Source organism: Nocardia sp. NPDC004711, assembly GCF_053601595.1.
Map to the genome: position 1 here is coordinate 61,094 of NZ_JBSGCB010000040.1, position 16,241 is coordinate 77,334.

A 16,241-nucleotide genomic window follows, 5' to 3' on the forward strand; every position below is an offset into this window, starting at 1 on the left:
AACTGCGCCCGGGCCCTGGCGGGCTGACTAGCCGGCGCCGTCGGTTGCTCGCTGGGGGATCCAGCATGCCGGGTCGTGGATCAGTTCCTCCAAGGCCAGATACGCGGCACCGGTTGCGCCGGGCGCCATATCCGGTCGGGCGACCTCGACTCGCGGGGCAATCCACTGTGCTGCCACCACGCGGCCGTGGAGGTGTGAGATGAGCGGGGGCAGCAGGAAATCGGCCAGCGCTGCCAAATGCCCTCCGAGCACGATGACCGGTATGCCGAGAATATTGATCGCTGCCGCCAGCGCGATGCTGAGCGCCCACGCGGCACGCTCGAGGGAGTGCAGAACTGCGGCGTTCCCCGCGACTGCGTGGGCGGCGAGCTCGGTTATGCCGGTGCCGGCGGGCAATCCGGCGGCGGCAACGAGTGCTTGCCTGCCGGCGTACAACTCGAGACAGCCCGTGGAACCACACGCGCAGGCACCGCCGCCCGGGTCGACGGTGACATGCCCGATTTCGCCGCTGCCCCCGTACGGTCCGGCCATCACCGCGCCGTCGATCACCGCCGCCCCGCCGATACCGGTATCGCCGGACACGTAGAAAAAGTTCCGGACCGCGCCTGGGCGGCCGGGCGCGTATTCGGCCGCTGCCCGGGCGGCCAGATCCGCCTCGTTGCCGACTCGCACCGGCAACCCGGCCCGTGCCCCGGCAGCGATGAACTCCTCGGGACGCACTTCCGACCACCCCAGATTCGGTGCGGTCATGAGTGTGGCGGTGTCGGCGCGCACGATCCCGGGCAGCGCCAAGCCGACCCCGACAACTCGCACGTCGTCGGCCAGCGCTGTAATCAGTTCTGTGCTGAGCTCGCCGAGTCGGGCCAAGCAGGCGGCCGGTCGGCTGTTCCGCCAGTCGCCGATCTCGCTGCGTTCGCCCGCGATGTCCCCGGACAACGTGATTGCTCGAGCGGTCAAACGATTCGTATCCACTTGCAGCCCTAGGGCGATGAGGCGACTTGCGGCGATGATCGGCGTCGCCGGCCGGCCGCGGCTCGGTGCTGCAGCGCGCGGCAACTCGGCGAGGATGCCACCCGCGACCAGCTCGTCGACCAGGCGAGACGCGGTGGCTCGGGTCATGCCGGTCGCCGAAGCGATACTCGCGCGCGACACACCCGCAGGGTTCTGCAGCACCGTGGTCAGCACCAACGCCAAGTTCGCCGCCCGGAGCGATGTCTGGCGGGCACTTGTCGGCGCCGTGCGAACAGCCAGCGAAGAACCTCGATTCACGTATTGACCGTAACCCACCCGCCAATTAAGTTCATCGGCTAAACAAATGAGAGGATTGTGCGATGTCCCGCCAACCCACCCCGCAGGACAGGTTCTCGTTCGGACTGTGGACAGTCGGCTGGAGCGGCGCTGATCCGTTCGGTGGCGCGACCCGTCCGACACTGGCTCCGTGGGACTACGTCGACGGGCTGGCCCAGCTCGGGGCCTGGGCAATCAGCTTCCACGACAACGACATCTACCCATTCGACGCCGACGAGGCCATTCAGCAGCGGCGGGTGGCCCGGGTGAAGGACGCGGCCGATCGTGCTGGTCTGGCAATCGAGATGGTCACCACCAACACCTTCACTCACCCGGTGTTCAAGGAGGGTGGACTGTGCGCCAACGACCGGGGGGTCCGCCGTTTCGCGTTGCGGAAGATCCTGCACGCGGTCGATCTGGCCGGACAGGTCGATGCCACCACCTTCGTCATGTGGGGCGGCCGTGAGGGCAGCGAATACGACGGATCCAAGGACCTCTACGCCGCGCTCGAACGGTACAAGGAGGGCATCGACACCGTCGCGGCCTACATCGAGGCGCAGGGATACGACCTGCGCATCGCCTTGGAGCCGAAACCCAACGAACCGCGCGGCGACATCCTGCTGCCGACCGTGGGACACGCCCTCGCGCTGATCGCGGAGCTCGACCATGCCGATCTCGTCGGGGTCAACCCCGAGACCGGCCACGAGCAGATGGCGGGACTCAACTACACCCACGCGATCGGGCAGGCGTTGTGGTGCGGCAAGCTGTTCCACATCGACCTCAACGGCCAGCGCGGCGCGAAATACGACCAGGACCTGGTCTTCGGCCATGGCGATTTGATGTCGGCGTTCTTCACCGTGGACCTGCTCGAGAACGGTTTCCCCGGCTATCCCGACGGCCCGCGCTACACCGGGGCCCGGCACTTCGACTACAAGCCCTCACGCACCGAATACATGCCCGGGGTGTGGGAATCGGCACGAGCGAACATGTCGACGTACCTGATGCTGGCCGACAAGGCCCGCGCATTCCGGGCCGACCCTCGCGTGCAGGAGGCGATGACACACGCCGGGGTGTTCACCCTCGCCCAGCCGACGCTGGGCGAGGGTGAATCGGTACAGACGTTCGCGGCGGGCCGAGACCAGCTGTTCGACCCCGACACCGCCGCGACGCGCGATTACGGTTTCGTGCGCTTGCACCAGCTCGCCGTCGAGCATGTGATCGGATGAGGCCATGACACTGGTGGCTGGGGTCGATTCCTCGACCCAATCCTGCAAGGTTGTCATCCGCGACGCCGACAGCGGCCGGCCGGTGCGCTCGGGTGCCGCCGCGCACCCGCCCGGCACCGAGGTCGATCCCGAATATTGGTGGCAGGCACTGCAATCGGCGATACAGCAGGCCGGTGGCCTCGACGACGTGGCCGCGGTCTCGGTCGGCGGGCAGCAGCACGGACTCGTCTGCCTGGACGCCCACGGCGCGGTGATCCGTCCGGCGCTGCTGTGGAACGACACCCGATCCGCTGCTGCCGCCCGCGACCTTGTTCACGAAATGGGCGACGGCGATCACGACGCGGGTGTGCGGCGCTGGGTCGACGCGGTCGGCACCGCACCGGTCGCGTCGCTGACCATCACGAAACTGCGCTGGCTCGCCGACCACGAGCCCGCCAACGCCGCGCGTATCGCAGCGATCGCGTTGCCCCATGATTGGCTCACCTGGCGGTTGCGCGGTGCGAGGTCGCTCGACGACCTGGTCACCGACCGTAGCGAAGCGTCGGGCACCGGCTATTTCGATCCGGTGTCCGGTGTCTACCGGCGTGAGCTGCTGGCAATGGCCTTGCGGTACAGCCAGACCCACGCGCAGGGCATCGTGTTGCCGGCGGTCGCGGCGCCGACGGCGCCCGCGGGCACCTCCGACCCTGCGCTGGGCCGGTCGGAGATGATCGTCGGGCCCGGGTGCGGCGACAACGCCGGCGCGGCGCTGGGTTTGGGACTGCACGCCGGTCAGGTGATGCTCTCGCTGGGTACCTCGGGCGTGATCGCCGCCGTCACGACCACGCCGGTCCGGGACCCGTCCGGCACGGTGGCGGGCTTCGCCGACGCTACCGGTCGTTTTCTTCCACTGGTGTGCACGCTCAACGCCGCCAGGATCCTCGAGGCGACTGCCACCGTCCTCGGCGTGGATCTCGACGAGCTCTCGGCGTTGGCACTGGCGGCGGCACCCGGCGCGGGCGGGCTGGTGCAGGTGCCCTACCTGGAAGGCGAACGGACGCCGAATCTTCCCCATGCCACCGGCTCCTTGTACGGCATGACGATGGAGTCGATGACCCAGGAGAATATCGCCCGGGCGGCGGTGGAGTCGCTGTTGTGCCTGACCGCCGCTGCTGCCGATGTGTTCCGTCGTGGTTCGGTGCCGGTCGACCGGGTCACGCTGACCGGTGGCGGTGCACGCTCGGCAGCCGTGTGCGCCATCGCGCCGGCGGTGTTCGGGGTGCCCGTCGATGTTCCCGTTCCCGGTGAATACGTCGCCGCGGGAGCCGCTCGCCAAGCCGCGTGGGTGCTGTCGTCGGCCCCGCAGCCCCCTGTCTGGCCATTGGCCACAACCCGCACCTTTGCTGCGGACCCGTCGCCGGAATTGCTGGCCCGATACCGGGAGGCAGCAGCACGCTCACACCTGTGATCCGCTGTGTCGGCGCGTCACCCAGTGACGCGCACGTCAGTTCGCGCTGCCGAGGTGTGCTCGCGGATCAGCTGCCCGACCGCTCGGCAATTCGCATCGATGAAGAAATGACCGCCCGGAAACGATTGCGCGGCAAAGCTTCCGGAGGTGTGTGCGCTCCACTCCTGGATGTCCGCGAAACTCGCATCGGGGTCGCCGTCGCCGACCAGTGCGACGATGGGGGACTTGACCATGGCGTCCGTCGTGCACGCGTAGGTCTCGATGGCCCGGTAGTCGTTCCTGACGATCGACAGGATCAATTCCCGAAAGTCGGGATCCTCGAGCAATACCGCGGGCGTACCGCCGATCTGAAGCAATTGTTCACACAGTTCTCGATCGCCGAGCAGATGCACGCGCCCGGTTTGCGTCGCCGACGGAGCACAGCGGCCGGAAGCGAACAGCACTGTCGCCGTTGCCCCTACCTCGTCCTCGAGCCGCCTGCACGCCTCGAAGGCCACGACGGATCCCATGCTGTGGCCGAACACGGAAAAATTCCCGGCATCCCGTACAGCTTCGATCACCTCGGGAAGCAGGCCGTCGACCAGCCCTGAAATATCGCCCACGAGCCGTTCGTGCCTTCTGTCCTGCCGTCCCGGATATTGAACGGCGACAACGTCGAACTCCGAACCGACGGACTCGGCCAATGGTCCGAAAGAGAGGGCGGATCCGCCGGCGTGGGGAAAGCAGACCAACTTGTGGGAGCCATTCCTCGGTGAAGGGGTCAGGTGACGCAGCCAGCTATTGCCCATCGGGTGGAGAGCCTTTCCTCGGATTCAACATCCGAACGGTACCGTGCAATGGGCTCGAGCCGGGTGCGGGGGAGCGTCAGGGCTGTTGTGGCGCAGGGGAATCCGTAGGGGCACGGCGGAACGGGGCGGCCACGTCGGGGCGCAGGGGGAGCGCGGTGGCCGATTCGCGGCGACGGAGGGCCTCGGTGGCCTCGGGCTCGTTGTTGGCCGTCAAACGGTAGACGGCGCGTTCGAGGATCGGGAGGACTTCGGAGACCTGGAGGGTGCCGTCGGCGCATTGACCGAGCAGGGAGAAGGTCATGTTGGAGAGGACGACGGCGATGTCCTCGAGATAGCGGGGCTCGGCGCCGGCGAGCACGGCGGCGGCGATGGGGAGGACGGCGTCCAGGCCGTGATTGTCGAGGCGTTGGTTGGCCGGACCGATGCGGGCCCGATGGTAGGCCTCGAGCATGATCGGGTGGCGTTCCCAGGGATCGAACACGTGGCGGATGACGCGGAGCAGGCCGTCGCGGATGGATTCGCCGGGGGGCGGGGATTCCATCGGGATGTAGGTGTTGTCCTCCATCCAGGCTTCGATGGCGGAGACGAGCAACTCGTCGCGCGTGGGGAAGAGCTTGTAGATGGTGGTGAGCGAGACGCGGGCGCGGCGCGCGACTTCGCGCAGCTGGACGGCGTCGTAGCCGTCGGATTCGAGCAGGGCGCGGACCTCGAGCAGGATCCGTGCCCGTAATGCCTCTTCCGTCTCCTTGGCCATGCAGTTACAGTAACGCCGTTACTTGAGTAACCGGGTTACTCGTCGAGTCCGCACGAACCTTCCAAGGTGTCCAATGCCAGATATCTCGCGTCGCTCCCTGCTGTCCGGGGCAGCCGCCACCGCTACTCTGCTCGTGACAGCGCCGGTCGCCCGCGCCGGAATCGCCGCCCGGGTCCAGCGGGTGGAGCTCACCCGTGAAGACCATCGGGTCATCGTCATCGGCTCGGGTTTCGGTGGCGGCGTCACCGCCCTGCGCCTGGCCGAAGCCGGCGTCCAGGTGCTGCTGCTCGAGCGCGGACTGCGCTGGCCCACCGGACCGAACGCGCAGACCTTCCCGCATGCCACCGCACCGGACAAGCGCATGCTGTGGCATCGCTCGAGTCCCGAATTGTTCGGCAAGCCGGTGGCTTTCGACAAGTACACCGGTCTCGTCGAGGCGGTGCCGGGGCAGAACATGACCGCCCTGTGCGCGGCGGGTCTGGGCGGTGGATCGCTTGTCTACCAGGGCATGTCGCTGCAGCCCACGGAGGCGGTCTTCAGCGCTCATTTTCCGGATGGACTCGACTGGGCATCCCTGAATTCCCTCTACTACCCCCGCGTCGCCCGCATGCTCGGTCTGGCCGTGGCCCCCGACGAACTGATCAACACGCCGAACTACACCGCCGCAAGGGTTTTCGCCGATCACGTCCGCCGCGCCGGTCTGCCGCTGTCGAAGATTCCCATGCCCATCGACTGGAACTTCGCACTCGCCGAACTCCGCGGCGAGATGGCCCCCTCCTACACCAATGGTGACGGGGCCATGGGCGTCAACAATGGCGGCAAGCACTCGGTCGACGTCACCTATATCGCCGCCGCCGAGGCCACCGGCCGCGTTACCGTCGAGACCCTGCACGAGGTCACCGACATCGAGCGCGCGCCGGACGGCCGCTGGGTCGTACACGTGAACCGCACCGATACCGCGGGCACGGTGCTGGAGAACAAGATCCTCACCACCAATGCCCTGGTCATGGCCGCGGGCAGCCTCAATACCACCCGTCTGCTGGTGCGCGCGGGGGCCAGGGGCCAGATCCCCGACCTCCCTGACGATCTCGGCCGCGGGTGGGGCACCAATGCCGACCGCATCTACGTCTGGTCCGCTCCCACCGAGGAATTCGGCCCCGCCCAGGGCGGTCCGGTCGTCTACGGCAGCCTGAACTGGGATGACCCGGACAACGCGCACACCGTTATCCAGGCGTCCATTCCGCCGCTGTCGATGGACGCGCACAGCACCATGATGGTCGGCTACGGGCTCAGCAGCGGCCGCGGCGAGTTCCGCTACGACTCGGCGACCGATGCCGCGACCCTGTTCTGGCCCGCCGACGGCGATGCCGTCATCCAGGACAACCACATCGGCCCCGCGGTGCAACGCATCGCCGGACCGTCGAGTGTGCTGCTCGACACCAATCTCGCATTCCCCTCCACCTGGCATCCGCTGGGCGGCGCGAGCATGGGCACGGTGTGCGACCTGGACGGCCGCGTCCACGGCCAGCCCGGCCTGTACGTCCTCGACGGCGCGCTCATGCCCGGCAACACCGCCGCCTGCAATCCGTCGATGACCATCGCGGCCCTGGCCGAACGCGCCCTGGACCACTTGGTGGCCACCGATGTGGGGCAAGCGATCTGACCTCGCCTACGGACGCGCCGTACCGACCTCGGCTCGATTTCCTGCGGTCCGCACGCAGATTGCCACCACGCTGACCCGGCGCGCACAGCCGGCGCACAGGTCTCACAGCTGACCCATAGCTTCGGTACAGCTTCGGCCCAGTGATCTCCCCGACGCTGTAACAATGTCAGTTCTGACCTCGGGAAACACCCCGATCGAGCGCTCCGCCATGCGTCGTGCCGACGGCAGTCCCGTCAGCGTGCTCGTGGTGGACGACGAACCGGCGCTGGCCGAATTGCTCGCCCTGGCCCTGCGTTACGAGGGCTGGACCGTCGGCACCGCCGGGGATGGGCGCACGGCCGTCGCCAGGGCGCGCGAACTGCGGCCCGATGTGGTCGTGCTCGATGTGATGCTGCCCGATATGACCGGTCTCGAGGTGCTCGACCGGCTGCGCCACCTGCTCCCGGATCTGCCGGTCCTGCTGCTGACCGCCAAGGATTCGGTCGAGGACCGGATCGCCGGCTTCACCGCGGGCGGCGACGACTACGTCACCAAGCCCTTCAGCATCGACGAGGTGGTGCTGCGGCTGCGGGCGCTGCTGCGGCGCGCGGGCATCGCGAGCGAGGACAGTGGCTCGCGGCTGGTGGTCGGCGATCTGACGCTCGACGAGGACAGCCACGAGGTCACCCGCGACGGCGTCGACATCGCGCTGACCTCAACGGAATTCGAGCTGCTACGGCTGTTCATGCGCAATCCCCGCCGGGTACTGAGCAAGGCGCAGATCCTGGACCGGGTCTGGAGCTACGACTTCGGCGGCCGCTCCAACATCGTCGAACTGTATGTCTCCTATCTGCGCAAGAAGATCGACAGCGGCCGCGCGCCGATGATCCACACACTGCGAGGTGCGGGCTATGTCCTCAAGCCGGCTCAGTGAGTCCACACAGGAGCTCGGCGAATCCGAGCTCGGTCCCTCCACGAAAGAGCGGGGTGAGTCCATGAATCGACGGGAAGAGCCCGTGAACGAGCTCCCCGCACCCTCTGGCCGGCCCGCCGAGCCGAGGCCCCGCCGCCGCTGGTCGCTGCGCAGGCGGCTGCTGGTCGGACAGGTGGTGCTGCTGGTGGCCGTGGTGGTGGGCATCGGCATCGCGACCGAGCTTGCGCTGCAACAGTTCCTGGTGCACCAGGTGGACGTCGACCTCACCGCGACGACAGAGCATGCCCTCGGCGACGTGGGCGGCGGTCCCAGCCTCGGCCCGCCGCCGGACCAGCACAATGCCCCCGGCCCGCCGCCCTCGACAGGCGAGTCGTCCGGTCCGGGGCCGGAATTCCTGAATCGCCGCAGCATCCAACCGGATACGGTCGGCGTGCTCGTGGACCGCGACCACTCGGTGAGCGCGGGCCGCGTCGGCAACGACGGCGTGCAGTCCGCCCTGTCGGAGTCGGCCCGCAAGCAGCTGGCCGCCGCCACTCCCGGTAAGCCCGTCTCGATGGATATCGAGGGCCAGGGCCACTATCGTGTGCTCGCCGAGACCACCTGGTCGGGCAAGACGGTGATCATCGGTCTGCCGCTGGACTCGGTCGACGCCACCCTAATGCGGGTGCTCCTGATCCTGCTGATCGCCACCGCCGTGGTCCTGGTGGTGGCGACCTCGGCGGGCATCTGGCTCATCCGGCGCGCCCTGACCCCGCTGGATCGGGTCGCCGCCACTGCCGCGCGGGTCGCGGGCCTGCGGCTGGATCGCGGGGAAGTGACGCTGCCCGTGCGGGTTCCGGTCGCCGACGCCGACGCCGGTACCGAGGTCGGTCAGCTCGGCATGGCCATCAACCGCATGCTCGACCACATCGCGGGCGCGCTGGAGGCCCGGCACGAAAGCGAGACCCGGATCCGGCGGTTCCTGGCCGACGCCAGCCACGAACTGCGCACCCCGCTGTCCTCCATCCGCGGTTACGCGGAACTGGCGCTGCGGGAACGGGATACGCTGCCGCCGGTGGTCGCGCATGCCATGAGCCGCGTCGACTCCGAGTCGCGGCGCATGACCACCCTGGTGGAGGACATGCTGCTGCTGGCCCGCCTGGACGCCGGGCGCGGGATCGAGCACGCGCCGGTGGATCTGACCCGGCTCACCGTGGATGCGGTCAGCGACGCCCACATCGCCGGCCCGGATCTGCAGTGGGCGTTGGAATTACCGCCCGAGCCGATCGTGGTGACCGGCGACACGGCCCGCCTGCACCAGGTGCTGGCCAACCTGCTCGCCAATGCGCGCGTGCACACCGGACCCGGTACCCGGGTCACCACCGCCCTGGCCGAGGACGGCCGGGGCGGGGCGATCTGGCGGGTCACCGACGATGGACCGGGCATCCCCACGGAACTGCAGCCGGAGGTCTTCGAACGCTTCGCGCGCGGTGATTCGTCGCGCTCGCGACGCGCCGGCAGCACCGGGCTCGGCTTGTCCATCGTGGCGGCGGTGGTGAAAGCGCACGGCGGCGCCATCGACGTCGAAAGCCGCCCCGGCCGTACCGAATTCACCGTGCGCCTGCCCGCCGCGGGCTGAGCGCACGGTGGCGGTCAGCCCGCGGCGGTGACGGTCAGCCGAACGAGCCGGTCGGCGGCTGCGGCTGGGCCTGCGGCTCGGGCTGGGGCTGCGGCTGATCCGGGCCGCGATCCTGGTCGCCCGGCCGGTCGTGCCGATCCTGGTCGCCGGGACGGTCGTGGCGGTCCTGGTTGTCGCCGCCGCGATCGTGATTCCAATCCGGGTCGGCGATCTGGCTGACCACCGGAATTCCGGAGTCGGTGGTGGCGGCCGAGGCGGGGATGGCCAGCGCGGCCACCGGCACCGCGGCGAGGGCACCGGCCACGGCGATGCGGGCGGTCACGCGGCGCAGGCGGGACGGGGTCACAGACGAGGATTTCAACGCGCAGAACCTTTCTCGGAGGGACGGCGGGCCGAGCGGCCTGCCGTGACTCCTATCCAAAAGCCCCTATGTGGGCGGGCCATGGGTCCGACCTATGTGCCAGCTGGGAATCCGAGCCGGTGTCGCGCCCCAGTAGGCTGAGCCGCGTGGGACGACCGGACGCAGCACACACCGCCCCTGCCGCCCAGAGCGGCGCACCCATGCAATTCGTCGCGGACCTGCGCGATATCGCCACCCCCGACCCGGATTCACGCCGTCTCACCGATCCCGGGCACGCCGCCGAACTGGTGGCGGCCGAGACCCGGGACCGGCTGCGCGCGGTATTCGAGGCCATGCCCGCCGACCCGGTCATCCTGCTGTCCGGCGGCGTCGACTCGATCTTCCTGGCCGCCACCGCCGTCGCCCTGGGCCGTCGCCCGCACGCTCTCACCGTGCTGACCGCCGACGGCACCGACCGCGCCAACGCCACGGCCGCCGCCACCGCCCTCGGCCTGCCGCACGACATCGTCGAACTGGACGGCCCCGCCGTGGCGGCATTGGCGCGGGAATCGCTGGAACGCCTGAAAGTGCCCGAACTGTGGGAGGTTTCGTACGCCGTCCCGATGCTCGCCATCCAGCCGGTCCTGGACCGCCTCGGCATCACCGGCCCGATCCTGACCGGCAGCGGCGCGGACGCCATCTTCGCGGGCGGCAAAACCCTTGCGCACCCGATCGATTCACCCGAGGCTACCGCGGAACTCGATCGCATCACCCGCACCGAATCCGCTCACAACTTCACCGTCGATCGGCTCGTCCCGGACTTCTATCCCCGCATCCTGGGCGACCGCGCCGACCATATCGTGCACATCTTCCAGACCGTCCGCTTCTGGGAACTCGCCCAAACCCTCGCGCCCCCGGCACTGTTCGGCCTGCACAACGGAGCGCCCGCCGACAAGCTGTGCGTCCGCATCGCCTGCGAACGGCTGCTGCCCGAATCGGCCCGCTCCCTGGCGTGGGCCGAGAAGTCCGCCATCCAGCGGTCGGCAGGCATCATGGGTGCGCTGGCCGAGGCTGCCCGTGCGTACGCCGCCGACATCCCCGGCGCACGCACCTACTCCGATCCCGCCGCCGAACAATTCGACGCCGTGGCCACCCGCCTCTACCTCGCGCTGCTCCTGCGCGACTAGGTTCTGTCTCGAATGGTGAGGGCGGGCCTGTGGCCGCCCTCACCACTGCCGGAGCCATTGGCTGATCGACCCCATCGAGCTGGATGCCACCCTCGAGGCGTAGCTCGCGAGTTCCCGGCTAACCCTTCTGGTTAGCCGGGAACTAACTCTTTCGGCTATTTCTTCCGCGAATCGGGCATCGGGCTCGAATTTCTCGTATGTGCCGAATTAGCCTCGCTGTCGCTAACAGTCGAAATCTTGGAGGTGGGCAAGGTTATGGGATCGCCGGCATCGGTCACCGTGCCGCAAGAATCGTATGCTTCGAATTCGCTGCCGCGCGTCCTCGCGCTCGACGCGGCGCGGGGCATCGCGGTGCTGGGCATGTTCGCGGTGCATGTCGGGCCGCCGCGGGGCCAGCCGGGCGCGTCCTGGCTGACGGTCTTCGAGGGCCGGTCGGCCGCACTGTTCGCGGTATTGGCGGGCGTGTCGCTGGCGCTCATGTCCGGCGGGGCGCACCCTGCCACCGGGATCGCGGCCCGCCGCAGCCTGATTCGCATCGGCTCCCGAGCCGTGCTGGTCGCGCTGCTGGGTCTGGCGCTGGCGCAACTGCATTCCGGCATCGGAATCTTGATCATCCTGACCTACTACGGCCTGTTCTTCCTGCTGGCCCTGCCCGCCCTGCGGCTGGAGGCCCGGGCGCTCGCGATACTCGCGGCGGTGTGGGCGATCGCCGGGCCGATCCTGTCCTTCGTCATCCGAAGCCACATGCACCAGAACGCTTCCGGCGGCGACCCCCTCTTCGAGATGTTCACCTCGTGGTCGGGTCTGCGGCAGGCGGGCCAGATGCTGGTGCTCACCGGCGGGTACCCGGCGCTCACCTGGATGCCATTCCTCTTCGCCGGTATGGCCCTGGGCCGCTGGGGGATTCGCGCACTCCGGCCGCTGCCGGTGATCGGCGTCGGTGCACTGCTGGCCCTGCTCGGATACGGCGGTTCGTGGCTGGTACAGCACCTGTTGGGCGGACGTGCGCACCTGGTCGACCTGCTCACCGAGGGCATGAGACAGGCCGGGGTCACCGATTTCGATCCGGGCCAGATCATCGATATGACCGGTCTCGGCGCGGTGGCGACAACGAGCTGGTGGTGGCTGACCGTCGCCACCCCGCACAGCGGCACCCCATTCGAGGTGTTCGGCGCGACCGGTGCCGCCTGCCTGGTGATCGGTGTGCTGATGGCACTGGTCCCGCGTGCCGGTATCGCCTTGCGCCCCTTGATCGCCGCGGGCTCCTGCGCGTTGAGCCTCTACATCCTGCAGGTGGTGGCGGTCAGCGTCCTGGTGCCGATACCCGACGAGAACGCGACCGCACCGCCGGCCGGCATCCACGGCCCGGGCTGGGAACTACTGGCACTACTCGCCATCGGTTCCCTGGTGGTGGCGACTCTGTGGCGCAGCCGGTTCCGTCGCGGTCCGGCGGAACGGCTGCTCCACACCATCACTCAGGGCGTGACGAACGCTCTGGTCAGGCGTTCTTCCTCGCCCCATCCCTGAATATGCCAACGTGAGCAACAGCTTTCACCAAAGATGCTGATGGGGTGGCACCGCACCCGCGATGCCACCCCATCACCCACTTCGAGACACTTCCCAGCGGCGAGGCGGGCGACCGATCCGATTGTCCTGGTTCAGTTTCCGTACGCCTGCGACCCCGCGACGCGGAATTCGTGACTCATCCCCGAGCACACCACGTCGTTGCGGACCGAAACCGTGCACGTGGCCCCGGCGTAGTAGACCGACGTCGTGTACTGATCGACCCCCGGCACGATCGCGGGATTGCCGCCCTGCTGGGTGTGGCTGCCATTGGAACTCCACTGCGGGTGCGAGGGAAAGTAGGCCGTGTCGATGGCGACGGCCGGCACGTAGGGCACCGGGATCGTCATACCCGCGATCGTCATCGACATGATCGATGCCGGAGTCGGAAGATCGCACCCCACAACACCATTCGGCGTAATCGAACAGTTGTTTCCCGCCATGTTGAACCACGCCACCCCATTGGCGTCCACGTAGGGCGCCGGATCGACGAAATCGGCGTGGGCCACACCCGGAACGAAGCTTGCGAACAACCCGGCGACCATTGCGCCGCCGGTGACCACTGCTGACCTAACCTGCATCGCACATCTCCTTTGATGAGTGTTCAACGGATCATGTCGTATACGCGTCGAGGCTGGTGGGAGATCTTGTCACGCATGAAGAAGGGGAGCCCGGACACCACGCCCAGACTCCCACAGTCGTCATGGTCGGTCAGGACCGGTCGAACTTTCCGTCCTTCACGGCCGCGTTGAAGGCGTCCCAATCGCCCGGAGCGAAGACCAGAGCCGGGCCGGCTACGTCCTTCGAGTCCCGTACGCCCACGGTGCCCCCGTCCAGATGTGCAACCTCGACGCAGTCCTGGTTCGGGCCGCTTCGGCTGCTCTTGTACCAATCCGCCTTGGACAGGTCGGCGTTCACTCGCACTCCTTTGCAATGTTCAGTACCAGTTCCCTGGTGTCCTGCTCGCTTTTCGCTACCGTGCGGAGGGTTCTCACCGCCGCCTTGTAGAGGTCCAGCTCTCCAGGCTTGTCCAGGTACAGCGCGCCCGTGAAGCCCTCCACGTATACCAATGGTGGTTCCGTCAGGCGGGAGTCCGCGTACGCGGGGAACTCCATCAGTGTGAACGTACCAACGATCAGCGGCAATGGAGTTGCCACGCCGAGCGGCACCACCCGGATCGACACCGTAGGCAGCTTCGACACGCTCACGATGTGCCGAAGCTGCTCGGCCATGACGGCCGGACTGCCGACCGACCAGCGCAGGGCGGATTCACGGATGTACATGGCGACGCTGAAGTCGGCCGGGGGCTCGTTCAACCGCTGCTGGCGTTTCGCTGAAATCTCGATGCGCTGTTCGACTTCCGCTGTCGGCATACCTGGGTAGGCGGCCCAGATCACGGCGCGCCGATAGCTTGGTGTCTGGAGCAGTCCGGGCAGGAGATTCAGGTGGAGCGTGGTGAGCTTCCGGGCGGATTCCTCCATGCCCAGGAACAAATCGAAATACGACGGCACCGCGGACCCGTAGTCGTGCCACCACCCAGGACTCTTCGTTTCGGCAATCAGACCGATGAGGGCGGCAGTAGTGTCTTCGTCAGCGCCATAGAGGCGGCAGAGGGCGTGCACGTCTACTTCTCGGATCTTCGTGCCCGGTTGTCCCGTTTCGAGTCTCCAGAGTGTTTGGGGCGAAACATCTATCAGCCTGTACGCCTTCACCGCCGGGACGCCTGACTGCTCGCGCAGCTGCTTCAGTGTCCGCCCGATCAGGCGGCGTGGAACGGTGGAGCCAACAGCCATACGCTTAGCCTCTCTACCGGTCTCATGCAATTTTGGAATGATTCTCCCGCCAACTTTGGATGGCGGAAACCTTTTCAAGCACATTGCCCTCTGGAACGTTCCACGCAGTGACCGAACGGCGTAGACCAGTAGTTACCCCCTGCCGCCGGGAACCTGAACAGCGAGGCCGGTCAACAAGTTCCGATCGTGTGCCCTTCGAGAGCGGGTCGCACGTCCAGGTCGTACCGGCGGCCGGGGCCACCAAACATCAACGCCGACAACCGGAGCGCCAGCCATGTACGGCATACCCATCGAAAACCACGAAGCGATCAGCGCGATGTCGATCGGTTACGCGCGCGATGTCCTCCGAGTCCACGAGTCCTGCCCCATGTCCGTGTGCGGCAAGAAGCGTCAGGCCATCGCCGTGATCCGTGCGGGCGACCGGACGACAGGGAGCAGGCCATGACCATCATCTCGCACGACGCACCCGACTATCCGGTCATGAATCTGCAAGTGGCACAACATGGTCTGAAACAGCATCAGCACTGCGACGACAACTGTGACGCCCGGCGATACTTCACTGATCTGGTTCCGAATCTGGAGCGCGCAGACCGGGAGGTCAAGCCGCTCAGGGGCACCTGGAACATCTGGTGATCACCCGGTGTGGCCGGGAAGTTCTTCACACCGCAATACCATTCGCACCACCACGGCATCGCTCAACCCGGATTCCCGCGATTGCCTTCATCATCCCGCGCGGCAGGCCCCGTCGCGCCTCCGCACTCGATGGCGGCCCGATGAATTCGGACCGCCACGGGTGGTGAGCGTCATCAGTGAGTCGGTCGATTCACCGGGGTTGCGGTAGCGTCGACGACTTCCTCGAGGCAATCAGCAGAATTGCCTTTCGCAACGCCTCCGACTATTCCGAACCGCGGCCAATCTCTGCAGCGTCCGCCGCTCAATCGACTGGACGCAGCATGGCGCGATTCGTACGAGCGCTGTCAGGATGACGACCCTCTTACCCCGATACCGGTACTTTTGCTGTTCTCGTCGCAATGCCGGCCAAACATCTGGTCAGTCAAGCAGGACCAGATACATCGAGGTCGGCGTTTCGATCGACACAGTGGTACACGACCGGGCATATGATCTGGGCGATACTTTTGCCGCGATATTGATGGGGTGGCCGAGGAGACGGAAGCATGCCCGCTTTGGTTGACCTTGCCGTGGGGATCGCGCCCATCGCTGGTGGATTGGCTCTCGGTGCAGCGGCGGGATATTTGAAGGGCCCGGACGTCCGCAAGACGATCAAGCAGGATATGGAACTGCTGGAACGCCTACCTCCGCAGGAGGTGGAGCGGCGAGCCGAACTCCAACGGACCATCGACAGTCGCATCGACGACCTGGTCGCGACCGTCAACCGATACCAGCTGCTACGCAGAGCGGCCGCCTCCTATCGCGGCAGCTTGCGCGACATCCTGCTGTTTGTCTGCGCGATTCTGTTTACGGCGGTCTGGTGGAGCGTCGATCATCATAAGAGCAGCTGGCTACCGATGTTCGTTGTCCTCATTCTGATTTCAGTGTGGGCGGCCGCCTACGCGTTCAGCGGTCTGCGCAGATCCCTACTCAGTTACCGGCAGAGGAAGGACTGATCTACAAATCTCCCGCCTGGCCGCGACAGCCGTGCGC

Annotated in this window: 16 protein-coding genes; 9 read left to right on the top strand and 7 right to left on the bottom strand. The window is 67.3% G+C overall.

What is annotated here, in order from left to right:
* Positions 1 to 27: 27 nt before the first annotated feature.
* Positions 28 to 1,185 carry an ROK family protein gene (locus ACWEKS_RS33420; protein WP_452343820.1) on the bottom strand — a complete coding sequence of 386 codons (1,158 nt, stop codon included), beginning with the start codon at positions 1,183 to 1,185 and terminating at the stop codon, positions 28 to 30.
* A gap of 146 nt (positions 1,186 to 1,331) precedes the next feature.
* Here ACWEKS_RS33420 and xylA point away from each other — a divergent pair, with 146 nt between their 5' ends.
* Both xylA and ACWEKS_RS33430 read left to right on the top strand, forming a co-directional pair.
* Positions 1,332 to 2,513 (top strand): xylose isomerase, encoded by a 1,182-nt coding sequence (xylA, locus tag ACWEKS_RS33425; RefSeq protein ID WP_452343789.1) that lies wholly within the window; start codon positions 1,332 to 1,334, stop codon positions 2,511 to 2,513.
* 4 nt (positions 2,514 to 2,517) lie between these two features.
* Positions 2,518 to 3,960: an FGGY family carbohydrate kinase gene (locus ACWEKS_RS33430; RefSeq protein ID WP_452343790.1), complete on the top strand. Its 1,443-nt coding sequence runs from the start codon at positions 2,518 to 2,520 to the stop codon at positions 3,958 to 3,960.
* Positions 3,961 to 3,977: 17 nt separating this feature from the next.
* Here ACWEKS_RS33430 and ACWEKS_RS33435 read toward each other — a convergent pair whose 3' ends face one another.
* Together ACWEKS_RS33435 and ACWEKS_RS33440 are read right to left on the bottom strand one after the other, a co-directional pair.
* Positions 3,978 to 4,748, bottom strand: coding sequence for a thioesterase II family protein (locus ACWEKS_RS33435; protein ID WP_452343791.1), 771 nt, complete (start codon positions 4,746 to 4,748; stop codon positions 3,978 to 3,980).
* Positions 4,749 to 4,824: 76 nt separating this feature from the next.
* Positions 4,825 to 5,502, bottom strand: coding sequence for a TetR family transcriptional regulator (locus ACWEKS_RS33440; protein WP_452343792.1), 678 nt, complete (start codon positions 5,500 to 5,502; stop codon positions 4,825 to 4,827).
* A gap of 73 nt (positions 5,503 to 5,575) precedes the next feature.
* Here ACWEKS_RS33440 and ACWEKS_RS33445 point away from each other — a divergent pair, with 73 nt between their 5' ends.
* From ACWEKS_RS33445 to ACWEKS_RS33455, 3 genes are all read left to right on the top strand, one after another.
* Positions 5,576 to 7,165, top strand: a complete 1,590-nt coding sequence (locus ACWEKS_RS33445; protein ID WP_452343793.1) for a GMC oxidoreductase — start codon at positions 5,576 to 5,578, stop codon at positions 7,163 to 7,165.
* Positions 7,166 to 7,373: 208 nt separating this feature from the next.
* On the top strand, positions 7,374 to 8,078 hold the full coding sequence (locus ACWEKS_RS33450) for a response regulator transcription factor (RefSeq protein WP_452343821.1): 705 nt from the start codon (positions 7,374 to 7,376) through the stop codon (positions 8,076 to 8,078).
* Between the two features lie 61 nt (positions 8,079 to 8,139).
* Positions 8,140 to 9,696, top strand: a complete 1,557-nt coding sequence (locus ACWEKS_RS33455; protein ID WP_452343794.1) for a sensor histidine kinase — start codon at positions 8,140 to 8,142, stop codon at positions 9,694 to 9,696.
* 34 nt (positions 9,697 to 9,730) lie between these two features.
* On the opposite strand, the gene ACWEKS_RS33460 is transcribed toward ACWEKS_RS33455, so the two are convergent.
* On the bottom strand, positions 9,731 to 10,057 hold the full coding sequence (locus tag ACWEKS_RS33460; protein WP_354843797.1) for a hypothetical protein: 327 nt from the start codon (positions 10,055 to 10,057) through the stop codon (positions 9,731 to 9,733).
* Between the two features lie 146 nt (positions 10,058 to 10,203).
* Here ACWEKS_RS33460 and ACWEKS_RS33465 point away from each other — a divergent pair, with 146 nt between their 5' ends.
* Both ACWEKS_RS33465 and ACWEKS_RS33470 read left to right on the top strand, forming a co-directional pair.
* A complete protein-coding gene (locus ACWEKS_RS33465) occupies positions 10,204 to 11,223 on the top strand; it encodes an asparagine synthase-related protein (protein WP_452343795.1) in 1,020 nt (339 codons plus the stop codon).
* Positions 11,224 to 11,478: 255 nt separating this feature from the next.
* Positions 11,479 to 12,750: a DUF418 domain-containing protein gene (locus ACWEKS_RS33470; protein WP_452343796.1), complete on the top strand. Its 1,272-nt coding sequence runs from the start codon at positions 11,479 to 11,481 to the stop codon at positions 12,748 to 12,750.
* Between the two features lie 131 nt (positions 12,751 to 12,881).
* Here ACWEKS_RS33470 and ACWEKS_RS33475 read toward each other — a convergent pair whose 3' ends face one another.
* The 3 genes from ACWEKS_RS33475 to ACWEKS_RS33485 form a co-directional block, all read right to left on the bottom strand.
* Positions 12,882 to 13,367 (bottom strand): hypothetical protein, encoded by a 486-nt coding sequence (locus tag ACWEKS_RS33475; RefSeq protein WP_452343797.1) that lies wholly within the window; start codon positions 13,365 to 13,367, stop codon positions 12,882 to 12,884.
* Between the two features lie 130 nt (positions 13,368 to 13,497).
* Positions 13,498 to 13,704, bottom strand: a complete 207-nt coding sequence (locus tag ACWEKS_RS33480; protein WP_379428123.1) for a DUF397 domain-containing protein — start codon at positions 13,702 to 13,704, stop codon at positions 13,498 to 13,500.
* Positions 13,701 to 14,579: a helix-turn-helix domain-containing protein gene (locus tag ACWEKS_RS33485; RefSeq protein ID WP_452343798.1), complete on the bottom strand. Its 879-nt coding sequence runs from the start codon at positions 14,577 to 14,579 to the stop codon at positions 13,701 to 13,703. Before ACWEKS_RS33485 ends, ACWEKS_RS33480 begins: the two co-directional genes overlap by 4 nt.
* A 441-nt stretch (positions 14,580 to 15,020) precedes the next feature.
* On the opposite strand from ACWEKS_RS33485, the gene ACWEKS_RS33490 reads away from it, so the two are divergent.
* Together ACWEKS_RS33490 and ACWEKS_RS33495 are read left to right on the top strand one after the other, a co-directional pair.
* Positions 15,021 to 15,212: a hypothetical protein gene (locus tag ACWEKS_RS33490; RefSeq protein ID WP_452343799.1), complete on the top strand. Its 192-nt coding sequence runs from the start codon at positions 15,021 to 15,023 to the stop codon at positions 15,210 to 15,212.
* A 542-nt stretch (positions 15,213 to 15,754) separates the two neighbouring features.
* Positions 15,755 to 16,204: a hypothetical protein gene (locus tag ACWEKS_RS33495; protein WP_452343800.1), complete on the top strand. Its 450-nt coding sequence runs from the start codon at positions 15,755 to 15,757 to the stop codon at positions 16,202 to 16,204.
* Positions 16,205 to 16,241 lie beyond the last annotated feature (37 nt).

What these genes read in the sequence shown, in the direction of transcription:
- xylA (WP_452343789.1), top strand. Translation starts at nt 1,332, where the DNA reads ATGTCCCGCCAACCCACCCCGCAGGACAGGTTCTCGTTCGGACTGTGG.
- ACWEKS_RS33430 (WP_452343790.1), top strand. Translation starts at nt 2,518, where the DNA reads ATGACACTGGTGGCTGGGGTCGATTCCTCGACCCAATCCTGCAAGGTT.
- ACWEKS_RS33435 (WP_452343791.1), bottom strand. Translation starts at nt 4,748, where the DNA reads ATGGGCAATAGCTGGCTGCGTCACCTGACCCCTTCACCGAGGAATGGC.
- ACWEKS_RS33440 (WP_452343792.1), bottom strand. Translation starts at nt 5,502, where the DNA reads ATGGCCAAGGAGACGGAAGAGGCATTACGGGCACGGATCCTGCTCGAG.
- ACWEKS_RS33445 (WP_452343793.1), top strand. Translation starts at nt 5,576, where the DNA reads ATGCCAGATATCTCGCGTCGCTCCCTGCTGTCCGGGGCAGCCGCCACC.
- ACWEKS_RS33450 (WP_452343821.1), top strand. Translation starts at nt 7,374, where the DNA reads ATGCGTCGTGCCGACGGCAGTCCCGTCAGCGTGCTCGTGGTGGACGAC.
- ACWEKS_RS33455 (WP_452343794.1), top strand. Translation starts at nt 8,140, where the DNA reads ATGAATCGACGGGAAGAGCCCGTGAACGAGCTCCCCGCACCCTCTGGC.
- ACWEKS_RS33470 (WP_452343796.1), top strand. Translation starts at nt 11,479, where the DNA reads ATGGGATCGCCGGCATCGGTCACCGTGCCGCAAGAATCGTATGCTTCG.
- ACWEKS_RS33475 (WP_452343797.1), bottom strand. Translation starts at nt 13,367, where the DNA reads ATGCAGGTTAGGTCAGCAGTGGTCACCGGCGGCGCAATGGTCGCCGGG.
- ACWEKS_RS33485 (WP_452343798.1), bottom strand. Translation starts at nt 14,579, where the DNA reads ATGGCTGTTGGCTCCACCGTTCCACGCCGCCTGATCGGGCGGACACTG.
- ACWEKS_RS33490 (WP_452343799.1), top strand. Translation starts at nt 15,021, where the DNA reads ATGACCATCATCTCGCACGACGCACCCGACTATCCGGTCATGAATCTG.
- ACWEKS_RS33495 (WP_452343800.1), top strand. Translation starts at nt 15,755, where the DNA reads ATGCCCGCTTTGGTTGACCTTGCCGTGGGGATCGCGCCCATCGCTGGT.